The sequence below is a fragment of the Ruegeria sp. H9 genome, assembly GCF_056532915.1.
Genome location: NZ_JBQFNX010000006.1, coordinates 128986 through 145643 on the forward strand (window position 1 = coordinate 128986; position 16658 = coordinate 145643).

A 16658-nucleotide genomic window follows, 5' to 3' on the forward strand; every position below is an offset into this window, starting at 1 on the left:
GCTATCGCGCATATCATTCTGCCGCACTGGAGCGTTTTGGCAGCACCCAGTCCGGGCGCGGGAAATGGCAGGTGTATCCGTTGGGGATGCGCTCTAGGTAATCTTGATGCTCGGGCTCGGCTTCCCAGAAATCGCCGACGGGTTCGACCTCGGTCACCACATTGCCGGGCCAAATGCCACTGGCGTTGACATCGGCAATTGTATCTTCGGCCACCTGTTTCTGGGCATCGTCCAAATAGTAGATCGCCGAGCGATAACTCATTCCGCGGTCATTGCCCTGACGATTCAGGGTGGTCGGGTCGTGGATCTGGAAAAAGAACTCTAGCAGATCGCGATAGGTGATCTGGGTCGGGTCGAACCAGATTTCGATCCCTTCAGCATGGGTGCCGTGGTTGCGATAAGTTGCGTTTGGCACATCGCCGCCGGTGTACCCGACGCGGGTGCGCGAGACGCCGGGCAGTTTGCGGATCAGGTCCTGCATGCCCCAAAAGCAGCCTCCGGCCAGAACGGCGCGTTCATCGGTCATCAGATATCCTCCACATGGATCAGAAATTCGCCATAACCTTCGGCCTCCATCTCGTCGCGATGAATGAACCGCAGCGAGGCGGAATTGATGCAATAGCGTAGCCCGCCATGTTCGCGGGGGCCGTCGGGAAACACGTGGCCCAGGTGGCTGTCGCCGTGTTTCGAGCGGACCTCGGTCCGGATCATGCCATGAGTGGTGTCGCGAAACTCTTCGACATGTTCATGTATGATTGGCTTGGTGAAACTGGGCCAGCCGCAGCCGGATTCGTATTTGTGGGTCGAGGCGAACAACGGCTCGCCCGAGACGATATCCACGTAGATGCCCGGCTCCTTGTTGTTCAACAGCTTGCCAGTGCCCGGGCGTTCGGTGCCGCTGCGCTGGGTGACGTGAAATTCTTCAGGTGAGAGGGCCGCAATGACCTCGGGGTCTTTTGTATAACGGGACATGGATCCTCCGGTGTTTGAATGATGATGTCCTATTTGGGCATAGATGCGCAGGAATCAAAACCATATTACAGCGCGCTCGCGGGTCTGTGCAGTTGATCCAAACGAATGCACAGCGCGTATGATTTATAACAGGAGGTGAAGTGATGTTCCGTATGGCTCTGTTGACTGCTCTGATCTTGTTGGGCAAAGCCCTTCAGGCGGCACCACTGACGGGCGAATTTTCATCAATCGATGGCGGGACATTATCACTGGAAGACTGGCGCGGACAGCCCGTGCTTGTGGTCAACACGGCGTCGCTTTGCGGCTTTACCGGACAATACGCAGCGTTGCAGGAGCTGCACGAAACATATGAAGAACGCGGGCTGGTGGTACTGGCGGTCCCGTCGAATTCGTTCAAACAAGAGCTGGCGTCGTCGAAAGAGGTCAAGAATTTTTGCGAACTAAATTATGACCTTACGCTTCCGATGACGGATATCACTCCAGTGAAAGGTTCGGATGCCCATCCGTTTTACCGAGCTGTTGCTGCGCAGACTGGCTTTGTCCCGAAATGGAACTTTAACAAAGTGCTGATTGGCCCCGAGGGTGAGGTCGTTGCCACCTATGGGTCAAGCACCAAGCCAAATGCGCCTAAATTGATAGATCAGGTCGAGGCGTTACTGCGCTGACCGGGTTCGCGCGACAGCTGTACGGCAAGAATTCCCAGCGTTGTGATCAGAACCCCCACCGCATCCAATGGGCCCAACTTCTCACCCAGTAAAATGGCGGCGATGGTCACGCCGAATACCGGGTTGAGGAAATGGAACGTTGCTGCACGGATCGGGCCGATGCGATCCAGTAGCAGGAACCAGATGAAAGTTGCCAGAAGGCCCGGGAATAGCGTGGTGTAGGTAAAAGCCAGCATAAAAGGCAGTGTGGCGTGGATATGAATAGACTCGAACACCGGGGCGGCGAGAAACAGCACCGCCGATCCGATAAGCATCTGCAGCCCAACCACCATCATGAAGTTACCGCCCGAAGTCGCCCCCCGAACAGCCAAGGTGGCAAAGGTCAGCGCCAGCGCCCCGATTCCGCAGAGCAGAACCCCGAACAGATCGACACCAGCGTTAATCCGGCTACCCATGATTAGCGCGACACCGACAAAACCTGCCAGCAAGCCGACGATGCCCAGCGGGCGTATCCGCTCACCCAATAGCAGCCAGCCGGCTAGGGCTACCAGCAGGGGCATAGTCGAGGCGATGATCGCCGCGACCGAAGCCTCGACTGTCTGCATCGCATAGAAGTTTAGACCCAAATAAAGGGCATTTTGGCAGATTCCAAACAGAATAGTGGCGCGCCATTGGTTGCGAGTCAGGCGCCAGCTTTGCCCCATGGCGCGTGCGATCGCCACGCCAATTAGTCCCGAAATCAGAAATCGCAGCGCCAACGAGAACAAAGGCGAGGCATCGGCAACGATGATCCGCGCCGAGCTGAAGGCCGAAGACCAGATGAGGGCGAAAACAAGCCCCATGGCGATGGCGCGCAGGTCCATTACGGCCTCCTGATGAAATTCGGGCGACTGTTCCTGATTTTAACATGAGCTGCAAGGACCCATTGCGTCGAATAGCGGGGTCGCCCGATAGTTGGCATCAATGAGCTTGCGCGCAATGAGAATGAGCAGAGCTTTTTGTAGAAAAGCGCTGCTCATCATTATGATTCAGCTTGTCGCTTGATTCAGGCGAAAAAGCTAAGATCGTCCATCGAGAACCAACCCGCGTTCTCGACATGGTCATTGGTAATTTCACCTCCCGATGCAACGAACTCGACGTGATCAATATCGCGCCAGTCAAATTCGTGGGTGACGTGATCGAATGTCAGATCGACCTCTGCGGAGTGCACCAGCTCATCGCCATTATAGGCATTGATTGTGACTTGGTTTGCCCAGTTCGATTCAGGAATATACGTGGTGTCCGATCTGGAAGCATTGGCCAAGGAAACGCTGTTGAAGTTGAATTCTTCGCCATCGCTTTTAGAGAAGCCAACCGTTGCCCCCCAGGAATTGAATGCCTCCAGGTCGGGGTCGGGGTTTGAGCCACCGTATTCGTATGGGGTTAGAATGCCATCAGTGTTGCTCTGCCCTTTGCTAACACTTGCAATAAATGCACCATTCAGCACCTGATCATTGTCTTTGATGCGGGTTCCGTCATTGAAATCCAGCACGAACTCTTCAAGCGGGTCAGGCGGGGTCAGTTCCGGGAAGTATTGGAACAAGGATTCAGGGATGTCCTCGACCTTTTCATACAAAGAAATCTCTTTCCCGGCTGCGTCTGGATAGCTGGTGACTTTCAATGCCCAAGAAGCACTGTCGTCCCCGTCCAGTTGCAGCACGTCAGAACGTTTTCCATCCGCATAAAGTGTAACGGTTACGTCCCCATTATCTTTCTCCAGCCGACGTTCCGAGATTTGTCCGTCCTGATAGGCGGTCGTGATCGAATCCCAGGATTTCGCATCCAGCTCATCGGTCTGGCTGATGCTGACGCGCTGGCCATTTGACCAGATCTCATGTTTCACGACTCCATTGTCATATGTCGTTGTCTTTTCAGATTTCTTTCCACTGCCATCAAATGAGGTGCTGATGGTTTCCCACGACTTTATGTCGCTTCCGTCTGTCTGCGTTACGTTGCTATGCTGTCCGTCTTTCCACGTTTCCTGTCTGATAATTCCATTGTCATAGGTGGTCGTCCGTCCGGTTGTCTCTCCGTTGACATCGAAGAACGTGTCGATCCGATCCCAGGATTTGGTTTGTAGAAAGTCCTGAACAGTACTGAAATGACCGGGCGCGAAGACTTCAACCGTCCGGGTACCATTATCGTTTGTTATCGTGCGGCCTATGATATTGCCCGACGCATCATAGCGTAGAACGATCTGGTTCCAGGGTTTTGCACCGTCTCCGAAAAACCCATCTTGGATGAGAATCTCATTCGGAACACCATTTTGAAAGGTCTCGGTCACGCGGATACTGTCTGGATAAACCGTTCCGCGTTCGGTCATTTTGCCATTGGCGTCATAGTCAATGAACCGATTATCAAAGCCCAATGCCTCTTCTGTTCCGACATAAAATTCCTGACGCAAAACGCCGTCTTCGTAAGTCCCGAAGACCGCGTATCCGGCATCAAAAGTCGTCCGCGTTGCAACGACAACATCGTCTTCAATCGTGTATTGGATGCTTGCCCAGTCGAATTGATTTTCTGTATCAAATTCAGTGATTTGATGTCGTGCCATAAATCGAGATTCCTCAATAATACTTCCCATTAAGCGAGTGGATGAGGAATATGACACAACTATGGCGATAGCGGCAAAAACTCGATATTAATCAGATTCTTACATAACTTATTCAGACAAAAAAAGGGCCGCCCGGTGGCGACCCCTTCGATCTTGCGATCTGTCTTCGGCGAATTAGCCGTTGACGCTGTCTTTCAGAGCTTTCGCGATGGTCATTTTGACCACTTTGTCGGCTTCTTTCTTGAACTGCTCGCCGGTGGCGGGGTTGCGCACCATGCGCTCGGGGCGCTCGCGGCAGTAGATTTTGCCAACGCCGGGCAGGGTGACTGCACCACCGGCCGAAACTTCGCGAGTGATCAGGCCGGTCATGGCCTCCAGCGCGGCATTTGCGGATTTCTTGTCAGTTCCCATTTCCTCAGCGAGAGCAGCCACCAGCTGAGTCTTTGTCATAGGCTTTGCCATTTCTTGGTCTCCTTAACGTGCCCGATCTATAGGGCCTCACCGCGTAACTGTAACGGGATATTGTGGCTGAACACAACGAATAGTAGCACTAAAAACCCCAAAAATAGGGGAAATTCGTTGCTTTTTTGCTTCAGAGAAAGGCCGTTTCGTCAAACGAACGCAATTTCCGGCTGTGTAACCGTTCCAGCGGCATGCCGCGCAAGTGCTCCATCGCCCGGATTCCGATCGCCAAATGACGACTGACCTGAGTGGTATAGAACGCCGAAGCCATGCCGGGAAGCTTTAATTCACCATGCAAGGGCTTATCCGAGACGCACAGCAAGGTGCCGTAAGGAACCCGGAACCGATAACCGTTAGCTGCGATTGTTGCACTTTCCATATCCAGCGCAATCGCACGGGACTGGCTGAGCCGTTGCACCGGGCCGGACTGATCGCGAAGCTCCCAATTGCGGTTATCGACCGAGGCGACTGTACCTGTTCGCATGATACGTTTCAGCTCGTAGCCTTCCAACTCGGTTACCTCGGCCACAGCCTGTTCCAGCGCGACCTGGACTTCGGCCAGCGGGGGGATCGGCACCCAGACGGGCAGGTCGTCGTCCAGCACTTTGTCCTCGCGCAGGTAGGCATGTGCCAGTACGAAATCCCCAAGCGCCTGCGTGTTGCGCAGACCGGCGCAGTGGCCGACCATCAACCAGGCGTGTGGGCGCAGAACCGCAATGTGGTCGGTGGCCGTTTTGGCATTCGATGGCCCGACACCGATATTGACCAGCGTAATCCCAGACCCATCCGCGCGTTTCAGGTGGTAGGTTGGCATTTGCGGCAGTTTAAGGGGCTGTTCCAGTACGGCTTCGGCGTCCGTGATCTCAACATTCCCGGTCGAGACAAAGCTGGTATAGCCGCTGTCGGGATCGGCCAGTTGAGCCCGTGCGTAGCTCTCAAATTCCGAGACATAGAACTGATAGTTGGTGAACAGCACGTGGTTTTGGAAATGACCGGGGTCAGTCGCGGTGTAATGCGAAAGCCTTGCCAACGAATAGTCCACCCGCTGGGCCGTGAACAGCGCAAGGGGCCCGGCTTCGTTTTCCAGCTCGTGCACGCCATTCACGATATCGTCGTTTGTTGTATTCAGGTCCGGTACATCAAACGCATCGCGCAGAGTGAAACCAGCTGCACCCTGATGCGGGACAACCAGATCCGGGTTATTGGCGACAGCGAAATGGACCGGGATCGGCGTTTCCGAGGCTCCGATTGTGACCGGCTGATCGTGGTTCTTGATCAATAGTGCGATTTGCTGGGTAAGGTATGACCGGAACAGATCGGGGCGCGTCACTGTCGTGGCATGAGTACCTGGTTCGGACACGTGACCGAAGCTCAGCCGACTGTCGACCTGCGCGTAAGACGAGGTCCTGATCCGGATTTCGGGGTAGAACGCCCGAAACCTCTCGGTAGGAGCGCCGTTCTTAAGTGCATTTGCAAACCTATCGCACAGGAATTTTGTCGCCTGTTCATAGAGCTCTTCTAAACGTGCGACAGCTGCAAGCGGATCGCTAAATTTCTCGGGGTTGGGAACGTCAGGTGTTCGGATAGTAGTCATGCAAGGGGTTCCAGAAGGTCGATCTTTTCGAATGTACGTACATCCACCAGCCCAAGGTCCGAGATCCGCAGTTCAGGAATCACAACCAGGGCCAGCAGAGAATGCTGCATATATGCGTTGTTAAGCTGACAGCCGCAGGTCTTCATCGCCTCGACCATTTGTTCCGCTTTGGCGGCAACCTCAGTCGCTGGGTTGTCGGACATCAAGCCTGCGATGGGCAGTTCCACCAAGGCCAGTTCCTCGCCATCGCGAAAGATTGTGATGCCTCCGCCCACTTCGGCCAGCCTGTTCGTGGCCAGCGCCATCTGTTCACGGTCGGTGCCGACAACAATCATATGGTGGCTGTCATGCGCAACGGTCGAGGCCATGGCCATTTTGCCTTGATACCCAAAGCCCGAGACAAAGGCGTTAGTCACACCCCCCGTGGCGCGATGCCGTTCGACCAATGCGATCTGGCACACGTCGCCTTCGCCTTCAACAAGCCCTTCGATAATCGGCAGCTCGGATTTCAACGCTTGCGTTGGGGCCTGATTTTCAACCACCCCGATCACGTTGGCCGTGACACGGTTCGCTCCGGCAGGGGCTGCGATTTCAAAGTCTGTCGAGGTCAACGCATGCCCTAGGTGTACGGTATTTCGCGCCTTAGCGGGCCAGTTCAGATGCGGGCATTCGACCGTTACCGTCCCGTTTTCAGCCACAATCTGACCGCGCGCGACCACGGTTTCGATCGGAAGCTCTACCAGATCAGAACTCAGGATAATGTCAGCGCGCCGCCCGGGTGTGATCGAGCCGATCTCGCGTTCCAACCCAAAATGGGTCGCCGTGTTGATCGTCGCCATTTGCAGCGCAACCAGAGGATCGCAACCACAGGCAATCGCATGTCGCACTACGCGGTTCATGTGTCCGTCATTTACCAGCGTTCCCGAATGGCAGTCGTCGGTGCACAAGATGAAGTTGCGCGGGTCCAGCCCTTTTTCAGTCACCGCAGTAATCTGGGTTTCGACATCATACCAAGCCGACCCCAACCGCATCATTGACCGCATTCCCTGACGGACACGTGCGATGGCGTCTGCCTCGCAGGTGCCCTCATGGTCATCAGCAGGGCCGCCGGCGACATATGCCGCGAAATCAGACCCTAAATCAGGCGAAGCATAGTGCCCGCCAACAATTTTCCCGGCGCGCTGTGTGGCTGCGATCTCTGCCAACATTTTCGGATCGCCATGAATGACACCGGGAAAGTTCATCATCTCGCCCAGTCCGATGATACCGGGCCACGACATCGCCTCGGCCACATCCTCAGCAGTGATTTCGTACCCGGTCGTCTCCAACCCGGGAGCTGATGGCGCACAGGACGGCATCTGAGTGAAAATGTTCACCGGCTGCATCAGCGCCTCGTCATGCATCAGTCGCACACCTTCTAACCCCATCACATTCGCGATCTCATGCGGGTCGGTGAACATCGAAGTTGTGCCATGCGGAATGACTGCGCGGGCAAATTCTGCCGGGGTCAACATGCCCGATTCGATATGCATATGTGCGTCGCATAACCCCGGCACCAAATAGCGACCGTGCGCCTCGATGATCTGAGTCTCAGGACCGATACAATGCGCGGCGTCCGGCCCCACAAAAGCGACGCGCCCCGCAGCGATCGCCACGTCATGGTCAGGCAGGGTTTCGCGGCTATGCACATTGATCCAGACGCCGCCACGGATCACCAAATCGGCAGCCTCGCGGCCAGCAGCAACAGCGATGAGACGAGGGGCGGTATCGGGCCAACTTGGGAAGGGAGTGTATTCCATGGCCCAACTTTCCCGAATGCGGCGCAAGGTGCAACCCCCACTATTAAGGTATCATGGAATCATCACAAAACCTGCCATCCGCAGCGCGCCAGCGCTGCCACGCCCAACCAGAGGAGAGGCCCGAAGGGCATTGACGATGGGTGGGAGCGACCCGCGATTAGTTGTGGCGATCGGCTTCAATCTCCGCGCGCAGCCAGTCGACAAACGCCAACGCGCCCGGCGTTTCCTCGGCTTGGGGCGATAGCAATAGATAATAGGCCTCGGGCATAGCAGCGCGATGGTTGAACGGCGCGATCAGGCGGCCTTCTTCAATCAACCGTTTTGCGATCATGTCGTGGGCTAAACACAAGCCTCCTCCGGCCATCGCAACCGACAGGCTGACCAGATAGGTCGTCGAATAGGTTACCTTGGGTTTTTGCCAAGTTAGACTCTGATCTGTGATCCAACTCTCCCAATTCGACAACAAATTTGAACAGTCGAATAGGGGCTGTTCCTGCAGAGTTTCCAGCGTCACCGGGAAGTCGGGGGCACAGACAGGATAGTAGTGATCTGTTCGCAGCAATTCCGTTCGCACCGTATCGGCTGGGCGCAGCGAATAGCGGATTTCCACCGCCGCGCCTTCGGCCATTTCACGCGGCTCCCAGAGCTCAGTGAAGATATTCAGATGTACATCCGGATGCAGTTCCCGAAACCGGGGTAGGCGCGGAGCCAGCCAGTTGACGGCAAATGTGATGTTGCTCTGGACCTGAACCGCGTTTTGTTGTGCGCCCGTGACGGCTTGTGTCCCCCTTACCAGAGTTCGAAAGGCTTCACGCACGACCGGCAGATAGGTGATACCAGCTTCGGTCAGCTCCAATGCACGCGGACGACGAAGGAATAAGGGCTGACCCAAATAGCCCTCTAGTGATTTGATTTGCTGGCTGACTGCGCTTTGCGTCATGTTCAAATCCCGCGCCGCCCCCGTGAATGACAAATGACGGGCCGCCGCTTCAAATGTGCGTAGCCAGCCGAGCGGAGGAAGTGATTTCTGCATGCTTATAACTCTGCCATTAGTTTTACTAATGAACTAGGCTTGTTTTTTTCGTTGGTCAAACGTTTGCGGCGAAGGCACGATTTCCAGAAATCGAATACCCCGCGAAGGAGCCTGGCATGAGCGTTACAAACCTGCGTCCCAACATCGATCATTGGTCCGAACGCGTGGACATGGCCGCCGCATTCCGCTGGACTGAGCGGCTGAACATGCATGAAGGGGTGGCGAACCATTTCAGCCTTGCGGTGAATGAAGACGGCACGCAGTTCCTGATGAATGCCAACCAGATGCATTTTGCGCGTATCAAGGCGTCAAATCTGCTGCTGCTTGATGCCAATGACAAAGATGTCATGGATCAGCCCGGCGCACCGGACCCAACGGCTTGGGGGCTGCACGGATCGATCCACCGCCATTGCCCACATGCGCGCTGCGTGATGCACGTGCATTCGATTTTTGCGACGGTTCTTGCCTCGCTGGCAGACAGCACCTTACCGCCGATCGATCAGAACACCGCAACTTTCTTCAATCGCTACGTAATCGATGAAGAGTTCGGAGGTCTGGCTTTTGAAAGCGAAGGTGAGCGCTGTGCCGCGATGCTGTCGGACCCGAAAAAGAAAGTCATGATCATGGGCAACCACGGGGTTTTGGTGATCGGCTACAGTCCGGCAGATGCCTTTAACAGACTCTATTATTTTGAACGCGCCGCAGAAACGTACATTCGCGCTCTTCAAACTGGGCAACCTTTGCGCGTTCTGTCCAATGAGATTGCTGAGAAAACCGCGCAAGAGCTTGATGAATATCCCGGTCAGGCCGAAGCACATCTGCGCGAAATCAAATCTGTCCTGGATGCCGAAGGCTCGGATTACGCAACCTGAAGCGCACTGTTAGGAGTTTCAGCCATGACCGATATGCATGATGCAGAAGCCGCCCGATGGAATTACCGCCCCGAAGGGCCCGTCGGTTTGAACCCTTTGTTCAACTGGCCGCCGCGTCCTGCGGCTATCCTGAACTGGTACAAAGGGGCTTGGCTTCCCCTTACGTCGCTGACGCTTTGCATGGTGATGGCTTTTGCCGCCTATTTCGTGTTTTTACCTCCATTAGAGACCATGCAGAGTTTCGCGCCCGGCTGGATGTTCCGTATCTGGCTGCTGAACATGGTGCCTCAGATCATGATAGCAGGAGGTCTGCATTGGTGGCTTTACATGCGCAAAGGGCAGGGCATGTACAAGAAATTCGACCGGCGTGATCTGACACGTGACAATGGGTCGTTTACCTTTCGAAATCAGGTTTTGGATAACATCTGGTGGACGCTGGGAAGTGCGATGACTGTGGCGACGGTCTATCAGTGGCTGATCTACTGGGCCATGGCGAATGGCTATGCGCCAGTGATAACCTGGGCCGCGGCCCCCGTTTGGTTCGTGATCTGGATGCTTTTCATCCCGATGTGGTCAGGGCTTCATTTCTACTGGGTGCACCGATTGGAGCATCACCCGAAACTCTACAAGCACGTTCATGCTGTGCACCATCGCAACGTCAATATCGGACCATGGTCAGGAATATCGAACCACTGGTATGAAAACCTTCTCTATTTCACCACCTACTTCATCCATCTGATTGTACCCTCGCATCCGCTGCATCTGCTGTTTCACGCCTACTTCCAGCAGATCAGCCCGGTACTGTCTCACTCGGGTTTCGAAAAGCTGAAGGCTGGTGAAACGGATGCCGCGCGGGCAGGGGACTTCTTCCACCAGCTTCATCACCGGTATTTCGAGTGTAACTACGGCACATCCGAGATTCCGTTCGACAAGTGGTTCGGCACTTATCACGATGGTTCAGCCGAGGCGACAACACGGACACGGGCTTTCAAGAAGCAGATGTATACTTAGATCACGACGGCGTTCTGCCCCGCCGAGTTCTGCATAGGTCCGTATATGACCTACGCAGAGCTTTGGTCAGGTTTTCTCAAACAATGCGATCAAAGCGACGTCATCTTTGTTGGGGCCGGCGGCAAGATCGCCATAAATCCGAACCTGCGTTAACGATAAGTCTCTGATCTGATCCGCCTCGAGGCGGCGGAAGGTATCGGCGAATCCGAGCGCCTCAAAGTGTTTTGCGTTGATCGACAGGGCGAACTGCGCACCATGGCGTGCGACACGCAAGAGCGCTGGCAAAACTTCTGGCCCAAGATGGCCATGGGTGAACGTTCCGGACGAGACGACACCGGCATAGCTGCCGCGTGGAACCGGCAGGCCCTGATTGAGATCGGCTTCGATCGCGTCGCGATAGATATCCTTGCGCATCGCCTCGTCCAGCATTTCGGCGCTGATATCGGTGGCGTCGATCGGACCCACGCCCAACCCGGCCAGAATAGTTCCGCATAACCCCGTGCCCGCGCCTACATCCAATACCGGGCCTTGTCCGCCTGCGCCCACAAAGGCGCGTGCCGTGTGGTTGTGGAGTTGATAATCCTCAAGCGCTGCGAAACTGTCGTCATATTCCCCTGCCCATTCCGCATAAAGGCGCTTGTTCTCCTCGGGCGATTTCAGGGAGTAGGCTGCGTGCAAGTCAGGTGTCTTTTTGGTCATTTCTCAATGAATGCGCATCAGAGGATTCGAATCAAGTGCGTCCATCCGGCGCTTGCATCCACGTGCCGGGCAGATCATCAAAGGGACCATGACACAGACACTATTCTCCTTCGGCCACGGCTATTCTGCCCGAGCGATATCGAGGCAACTGGATCCAACCGCATGGCGGGTCATCGGAACCACGCGTGATTCCCAACAACTTGAGACAATTCGCGATTCGGGTGCCGAGCCTCGTGTCTGGCCAGGGGATCGGCCTGATCTGGACGGGGTGACGCATCTGCTTGTCTCTACAGCACCCACAGCCGATGGTGATCCGGTGCTGGCGGAATTGAAGGATGAGATCGCCGCGCGGATCGGACAGTTCAAATGGGTCGGCTACCTGTCGACCACAGCCGTTTATGGGGATCACCAGGGAGGCTGGGTGGATGAGACGACGCCCGCCACACCGACGGCTGACCGTGGCCGTTGGCGCGTGCGTGCCGAGGAGCAATGGGGCGGCATTCCGGGCCTGCCCTTGCATATCTTCCGACTGGCAGGGATTTATGGGCCGGGTCGCGGGCCGTTTTCAAAGCTTAAACGCGGAGGGTTGCGGCGGATCATCAAGCCAGGCCAGGTGTTTTCGCGCATTCATGTTGACGACATCGCACAGGTTTTGATCGCGTCGATGGCCAAACCCAATCCGGGTGCGATCTATAATGTCTGTGATGATGAACCGGTGCCACCGCAGGACGTGATCGGCTATGCCGCCGAGTTGCAAGGTCTGCCGATGCCACCTGCGGTTCCGTTTGATGAGGCTGATCTGACTCCGATGGCGCGCAGTTTCTATAATGAGAACAAGCGCGTTCGGAATGATCGGATCAAGGATGAACTGGGCGTCTCATTGCTCTATCCGAACTACCGTGTAGGGTTGGAAGCACTGATGCAGCATCAGAAGGATGCCACTTGATCACCGCGCCTTGCCAAGAAACCGGCACGGATTGTATGGGATTTCGATGAAAGACCGCTCTGTCCCGCTGAACATTACCGTTTCGACCCTGACCCGGCAGCGGCCCGAGATGCTGGCCGCTTTGATTCGAAGCTGGGGAGAGATGAAGCTGCCGCCCGACTGCTCGGTGCGATGTTTGGTGGTGGAAAACGACAGCTCAGCGCTCAGCGAAGGTACCGTGCAGGCAGTAGGGGAGAAGCTGCCTAATGGAGCAAGTCTGAACTATGTCCTTGAGACCGAACTCGGCATCCCGTTCGGACGCAACCGAGCCGCACGCGAAGCGTTGGAGAATGGCTCGGATCTGCTCTGTTTTGTCGATGATGACGAAGTGGTGGCGGTCGATTGGCTTGAACGGTTGGTCGCCGGGTATCGCAACAGCTCTGCCGTGCTAATGGGCGCTCCGCTTCGTGCGGCGGGGCCATCGGGGCAGGAGACCGCGATTCAGCGGCTGATGTTGCGCAATATCAGCAATCGTTACCTCGACAAGGAAAACGCGGCTGCAAAGAAAGCCACGTTGAACGGTACCGGTGGCGTGACCATCGTGACAAATAACTGGCTGGGCGAGACACGTCTGTTCAGCGAAACCGGCCTTTGGTTCGATGAAACCATGCGGATGACCGGCGGGACGGATGCAAAGTTTTATGCCGAGACCGTTGCTGCAGGCTTACCGGTCGGCTGGGTGCCCGACGCTTTTGTGTACGAGACCATTCCTCCCGAAAGGTTGTCATTCTGGTATCAGACCGCCCGGGGAAGGGACCAGTCCAACACCCATATGCGCCGTAAGCTTGATCAGAAGCCAACAAAGGCGATCTTGGGGTTTTTGAGCACCCCCTTTCGCTTGTTGGCGCTGTTAGGGGCAATCCTTCTGTTTCCGTTCCAACCAGATCGGCGATTGATCCAGATCGCCCGAACGGTTGGGTGGCTTGTCGGGGTATTGGGAATTCCCTTCGGCTATAAATCGGCCCTTTATAAGAAGGTCAGTGGCCACTGAATCTGGGCCGGTCAATCCGTTTTGCGCTAGACTCAGTTCAGTCGTTTCATGCGCGGCCATCATCGGAAGTTTATTTGCGTCCACTCTCTCTTGTGCCCGACTTGCGAGGCACGGTGAAGCTTGGTGGTGCAATCGCAATCACGCGCTTCAGGGTCAGGCTGCGCGCAGATGTTCAAGTGATAGCTCTGGATTATCAATATCATCAAAAAACAAAACTTATATGAATGGCTTGGATTTGCTAAATCTACATCCAAACAGAAAGAACGAGTCGTTAATGCTATTTCCTACAATGAAGGCAGGGCCGATCTGCGCGATCCCGCGTAACGCCCATGCCAAGGACGAGCGCAAAAACACTCAAGACCCCTGTTTCTCGTTTCAAAGTTAACCGCGCGACGCACACATCTAGCCAGGACTGGAGATCGATATGGACGGAAGTGATACCCCCAACATGGGCAAATGCCCGGTAATGCATGGCGCCGAGGCCCGGTCCAACCGGGATTGGTGGCCGAACCAACTGAACCTGTCGATTCTGCATCAGCATAGCCCTGCATCGAACCCGATGGGCGAGACATTCGACTATGCCGAAGAGTTCAAGAAGCTCGAACTGAAGGCACTGAAGGAAGACCTGTATGCGCTGATGACAGATTCGCAAGATTGGTGGCCCGCAGATTATGGTCACTATGGCGGTTTGTTCATTCGTATGGCCTGGCACGCAGCGGGCACCTACCGCACGGCAGATGGCCGCGGCGGCGCATCGACCGGCAATCAGCGGTTCGCGCCTCTGAACAGCTGGCCGGACAATGGCAACCTGGACAAAGCGCGCCGTCTGCTTTGGCCGATCAAGCAGAAGTACGGCAACCAGATCTCGTGGGCTGACCTTTACATATTAGCGGGCAACTGCGCGATCGAATCCATGGGCGGCACAACCTTTGGATTCTCCGGTGGTCGTGAAGACATCTGGGCACCTGAGGAAGACATTTATTGGGGTGCCGAGACCGAATGGCTGGCCCCAACCGAGAACCCGCACAGCCGCTATTCGGGCGAACGTGATCTGGAAAACCCGTTGGCCGCTGTGCAAATGGGTCTGATCTATGTGAATCCCGAAGGTCCAGATGGTCAGCCAGATGCCTTGGCTTCAGGTCGCGATATTCGCGACACCTTTGGCCGAATGGCGATGAATGACGAAGAAACCGTTGCTTTGGTTGCGGGTGGCCACACCTTTGGTAAGGCCCACGGCGCCGGTGATCCCGGTCTTGTCGGTCCCGAACCCGAGGCCGCCCCGATGGAGGCGATGGGCTTTGGCTGGATCAACGACTTTGGCAGCGGCAAGGGTGATGATACCACCACCAGCGGCATCGAGGGTGCCTGGACCGCAAACCCGACCAAGTGGGACAACGGCTACTTCGACCTGCTGTTTGGCTACGACTGGAACCTGACCAAGAGCCCAGCGGGCGCGTGGATCTGGGAACCTGTTGGGGTCAAGGAAGAGGACATGGCCCCGGCAGCGGGTGATCCATCGAAAAAGGTCAAGACTATGATGACCACCGCCGACATGGCGATGCGCATGGACCCGATCTATGGCCCGATCTCGAAGCGCTTCCACGAAAACCCGGACGAATTTGCCGATGCCTTTGCCCGCGCGTGGTTCAAACTGACCCACCGCGACATGGGTCCGCGTGCGCGTTATCTGGGAGCCGAGGCACCTAGCGAAGAGCTTATTTGGCAAGACAACGTCCCGGCCGTCGATCACGCGCTTATTGACGACGCTGATGTAGCCGATCTGAAAGCCAAGATACTCGCGACGGGATTGTCTGTCTCAGATCTGGTGTCGACCGCATGGGCTTCGGCCTCGACCTTCCGGGGATCGGATATGCGCGGCGGTGCCAACGGTGCGCGCGTTCGTCTGGCCCCGCAGAAGGATTGGGAGGTCAACGAACCGCTGAAACTATCCAAGGCGCTGAATGCGCTGGAAGGCGTTCAGAAAGCGTTCAATGACGCACAGTCTGGTGGCAAGAAGGTCTCATTGGCCGATCTCATTGTCTTGGGTGGTGGTGCTGCCATCGAAAAGGCAGCCAAGGCCGCAGGTCATGACGTTGATGTTCCCTTTAGCCCCGGCCGCACCGATGCTTCGCAAGAGCAGACGGATGTCGAGTCTTTCGCGGTGATGGAACCGATAGCGGACGGTTTCCGCAACTACCTGCACAAGGAATACTCGGTTCCGGCCGAGGCCCTGCTAGTGGACAAAGCGCAACTGTTGACGCTGTCGGCACCGGAGATGACTGCGCTTGTAGGTGGGATGCGTGTGCTGGGCACAAACTTTGACGGAACTTCTCATGGTGTGCTGACCGAACGGGTCGGCACGCTCAGCACCGATTTCTTCGTGAACCTGCTGGATATGGGCACCGAATGGAAACAATCCGGTGACGGCGTCTATGAAGGCCGCGACCGCGCAAGTGGTGACGTGAAGTGGACAGGTACCCGCGTGGATTTGGTCTTTGGGTCGAACTCGCAGCTGCGGGCACTGGCTGAGGTCTATGGTCAGGACGACGCAGGTGGCAAATTTGTCTGCGATTTCATCTCGGCCTGGAACAAGGTGATGAACGCGGATCGTTTTGATCTGAAGTAACCCTATAACCATCGCAGTAAATTGCGCCGCCCGAGGAGAGTCGGGCGGCGTGTTCATGCGCCTGACTCAGGGCGCGTACCAAGCATTGGGTACGATTCCGCCGAGAGACTGTTCTTTCTCTTTCTGTAAACCTCCTTTTTGTGAGTTCTCGGGAGGATTTGTTAAGCTAACCTGTTGTTTTTATTAAGGTGAAGAAGAAGGTGGTCGGAAATGTGAAGTTTTTTCAAATTGGGGGTTGCAGGTCCCAGACCTAATCCGTAAATACCCCTTCACCGGCGCTGCTGAGGTGCTGGGACGCGGTGGGAGCTGCGGAGACGCTCGGGAGAGACTGGGGGCATCTGAGGTTTTTGATTGGG

The 16658-nt window shown here is 55.8% G+C and carries 15 protein-coding genes; 6 read left to right on the forward strand and 9 right to left on the reverse strand.

Going from position 1 to position 16658, the window contains the following annotated elements:
- Positions 1 to 13: 13 nt before the first annotated feature.
- Both msrA and msrB read right to left on the reverse strand, forming a co-directional pair.
- The gene (gene msrA, locus ACR0CZ_RS19405) at positions 14 to 526 is read right to left on the reverse strand and encodes a peptide-methionine (S)-S-oxide reductase MsrA (RefSeq protein ID WP_170399153.1); all 513 of its coding nucleotides are present in this window, start codon (positions 524 to 526) and stop codon (positions 14 to 16) included.
- On the reverse strand, positions 526 to 972 hold the full coding sequence (msrB, locus tag ACR0CZ_RS19410) for a peptide-methionine (R)-S-oxide reductase MsrB (RefSeq protein ID WP_170399151.1): 447 nt from the start codon (positions 970 to 972) through the stop codon (positions 526 to 528). Before msrB ends, msrA begins: the two co-directional genes overlap by 1 nt.
- Before the next feature lie 143 nt (positions 973 to 1115).
- On the opposite strand from msrB, the gene ACR0CZ_RS19415 reads away from it, so the two are divergent.
- A complete protein-coding gene (locus ACR0CZ_RS19415; protein ID WP_170399148.1) occupies positions 1116 to 1637 on the forward strand; it encodes a glutathione peroxidase in 522 nt (173 codons plus the stop codon).
- Here the strand turns inward: ACR0CZ_RS19415 and ACR0CZ_RS19420 are convergent.
- The 6 genes from ACR0CZ_RS19420 to ACR0CZ_RS19445 form a co-directional block, all read right to left on the reverse strand.
- Positions 1613 to 2500, reverse strand: a complete 888-nt coding sequence (locus ACR0CZ_RS19420) for a DMT family transporter (protein ID WP_170399146.1) — start codon at positions 2498 to 2500, stop codon at positions 1613 to 1615. The two genes, ACR0CZ_RS19415 and ACR0CZ_RS19420, sit on opposite strands and share 25 nt — an antisense overlap.
- A 182-nt stretch (positions 2501 to 2682) precedes the next feature.
- Entirely contained in the window at positions 2683 to 4230 is a 1548-nt protein-coding gene (locus ACR0CZ_RS19425; protein ID WP_480537240.1) for a hypothetical protein, read from the reverse strand.
- Between the two features lie 174 nt (positions 4231 to 4404).
- Positions 4405 to 4692, reverse strand: a complete 288-nt coding sequence (locus ACR0CZ_RS19430; RefSeq protein ID WP_010442901.1) for an HU family DNA-binding protein — start codon at positions 4690 to 4692, stop codon at positions 4405 to 4407.
- Positions 4693 to 4822: 130 nt separating this feature from the next.
- Complete coding sequence (locus tag ACR0CZ_RS19435) at positions 4823 to 6286, reverse strand: AMP nucleosidase (protein WP_170399140.1); 1464 nt, start codon at positions 6284 to 6286, stop codon at positions 4823 to 4825.
- Positions 6283 to 8085, reverse strand: coding sequence for an adenine deaminase (ade, locus tag ACR0CZ_RS19440; RefSeq protein ID WP_170466694.1), 1803 nt, complete (start codon positions 8083 to 8085; stop codon positions 6283 to 6285). The genes ACR0CZ_RS19435 and ade overlap by 4 nt, the downstream gene beginning before the upstream one ends.
- A 157-nt stretch (positions 8086 to 8242) precedes the next feature.
- The gene (locus ACR0CZ_RS19445) at positions 8243 to 9118 is read right to left on the reverse strand and encodes a LysR family transcriptional regulator (RefSeq protein WP_170399135.1); all 876 of its coding nucleotides are present in this window, start codon (positions 9116 to 9118) and stop codon (positions 8243 to 8245) included.
- Positions 9119 to 9234: 116 nt separating this feature from the next.
- Here ACR0CZ_RS19445 and ACR0CZ_RS19450 point away from each other — a divergent pair, with 116 nt between their 5' ends.
- On the forward strand, positions 9235 to 9990 hold the full coding sequence (locus tag ACR0CZ_RS19450) for a class II aldolase and adducin N-terminal domain-containing protein (protein ID WP_170399133.1): 756 nt from the start codon (positions 9235 to 9237) through the stop codon (positions 9988 to 9990).
- A 24-nt stretch (positions 9991 to 10014) separates the two neighbouring features.
- Complete coding sequence (locus ACR0CZ_RS19455; protein WP_170399131.1) at positions 10015 to 11001, forward strand: sterol desaturase family protein; 987 nt, start codon at positions 10015 to 10017, stop codon at positions 10999 to 11001.
- A gap of 66 nt (positions 11002 to 11067) precedes the next feature.
- Here the strand turns inward: ACR0CZ_RS19455 and ACR0CZ_RS19460 are convergent, their stop codons facing one another.
- On the reverse strand, positions 11068 to 11700 hold the full coding sequence (locus ACR0CZ_RS19460) for a class I SAM-dependent methyltransferase (RefSeq protein WP_170399129.1): 633 nt from the start codon (positions 11698 to 11700) through the stop codon (positions 11068 to 11070).
- 88 nt (positions 11701 to 11788) lie between these two features.
- Here ACR0CZ_RS19460 and ACR0CZ_RS19465 point away from each other — a divergent pair, with 88 nt between their 5' ends.
- From ACR0CZ_RS19465 to katG, 3 genes are all read left to right on the forward strand, one after another.
- Entirely contained in the window at positions 11789 to 12646 is an 858-nt protein-coding gene (locus ACR0CZ_RS19465; protein WP_170399127.1) for an SDR family oxidoreductase, read from the forward strand.
- Positions 12647 to 12692: 46 nt separating this feature from the next.
- Positions 12693 to 13676 carry a glycosyltransferase gene (locus tag ACR0CZ_RS19470; protein WP_170399125.1) on the forward strand — a complete coding sequence of 328 codons (984 nt, stop codon included), beginning with the start codon at positions 12693 to 12695 and terminating at the stop codon, positions 13674 to 13676.
- 424 nt (positions 13677 to 14100) lie between these two features.
- On the forward strand, positions 14101 to 16302 hold the full coding sequence (katG, locus tag ACR0CZ_RS19475; protein ID WP_480537241.1) for a catalase/peroxidase HPI: 2202 nt from the start codon (positions 14101 to 14103) through the stop codon (positions 16300 to 16302).
- Positions 16303 to 16658: the final 356 nt, after the last annotated feature.

What these genes read in the sequence shown, in the direction of transcription:
- ACR0CZ_RS19430 (WP_010442901.1), bottom strand. Translation starts at nt 4,692, where the DNA reads ATGGCAAAGCCTATGACAAAGACTCAGCTGGTGGCTGCTCTCGCTGAG.
- ACR0CZ_RS19465 (WP_170399127.1), top strand. Translation starts at nt 11,789, where the DNA reads ATGACACAGACACTATTCTCCTTCGGCCACGGCTATTCTGCCCGAGCG.
- ACR0CZ_RS19435 (WP_170399140.1), bottom strand. Translation starts at nt 6,286, where the DNA reads ATGACTACTATCCGAACACCTGACGTTCCCAACCCCGAGAAATTTAGC.
- ACR0CZ_RS19445 (WP_170399135.1), bottom strand. Translation starts at nt 9,118, where the DNA reads ATGCAGAAATCACTTCCTCCGCTCGGCTGGCTACGCACATTTGAAGCG.
- ACR0CZ_RS19460 (WP_170399129.1), bottom strand. Translation starts at nt 11,700, where the DNA reads ATGACCAAAAAGACACCTGACTTGCACGCAGCCTACTCCCTGAAATCG.
- ACR0CZ_RS19415 (WP_170399148.1), top strand. Translation starts at nt 1,116, where the DNA reads ATGTTCCGTATGGCTCTGTTGACTGCTCTGATCTTGTTGGGCAAAGCC.
- ACR0CZ_RS19420 (WP_170399146.1), bottom strand. Translation starts at nt 2,500, where the DNA reads ATGGACCTGCGCGCCATCGCCATGGGGCTTGTTTTCGCCCTCATCTGG.
- ACR0CZ_RS19470 (WP_170399125.1), top strand. Translation starts at nt 12,693, where the DNA reads ATGAAAGACCGCTCTGTCCCGCTGAACATTACCGTTTCGACCCTGACC.
- katG (WP_480537241.1), top strand. Translation starts at nt 14,101, where the DNA reads ATGGACGGAAGTGATACCCCCAACATGGGCAAATGCCCGGTAATGCAT.
- ACR0CZ_RS19455 (WP_170399131.1), top strand. Translation starts at nt 10,015, where the DNA reads ATGACCGATATGCATGATGCAGAAGCCGCCCGATGGAATTACCGCCCC.
- ade (WP_170466694.1), bottom strand. Translation starts at nt 8,085, where the DNA reads ATGGAATACACTCCCTTCCCAAGTTGGCCCGATACCGCCCCTCGTCTC.
- msrB (WP_170399151.1), bottom strand. Translation starts at nt 972, where the DNA reads ATGTCCCGTTATACAAAAGACCCCGAGGTCATTGCGGCCCTCTCACCT.
- ACR0CZ_RS19450 (WP_170399133.1), top strand. Translation starts at nt 9,235, where the DNA reads ATGAGCGTTACAAACCTGCGTCCCAACATCGATCATTGGTCCGAACGC.
- ACR0CZ_RS19425 (WP_480537240.1), bottom strand. Translation starts at nt 4,230, where the DNA reads ATGGCACGACATCAAATCACTGAATTTGATACAGAAAATCAATTCGAC.
- msrA (WP_170399153.1), bottom strand. Translation starts at nt 526, where the DNA reads ATGACCGATGAACGCGCCGTTCTGGCCGGAGGCTGCTTTTGGGGCATG.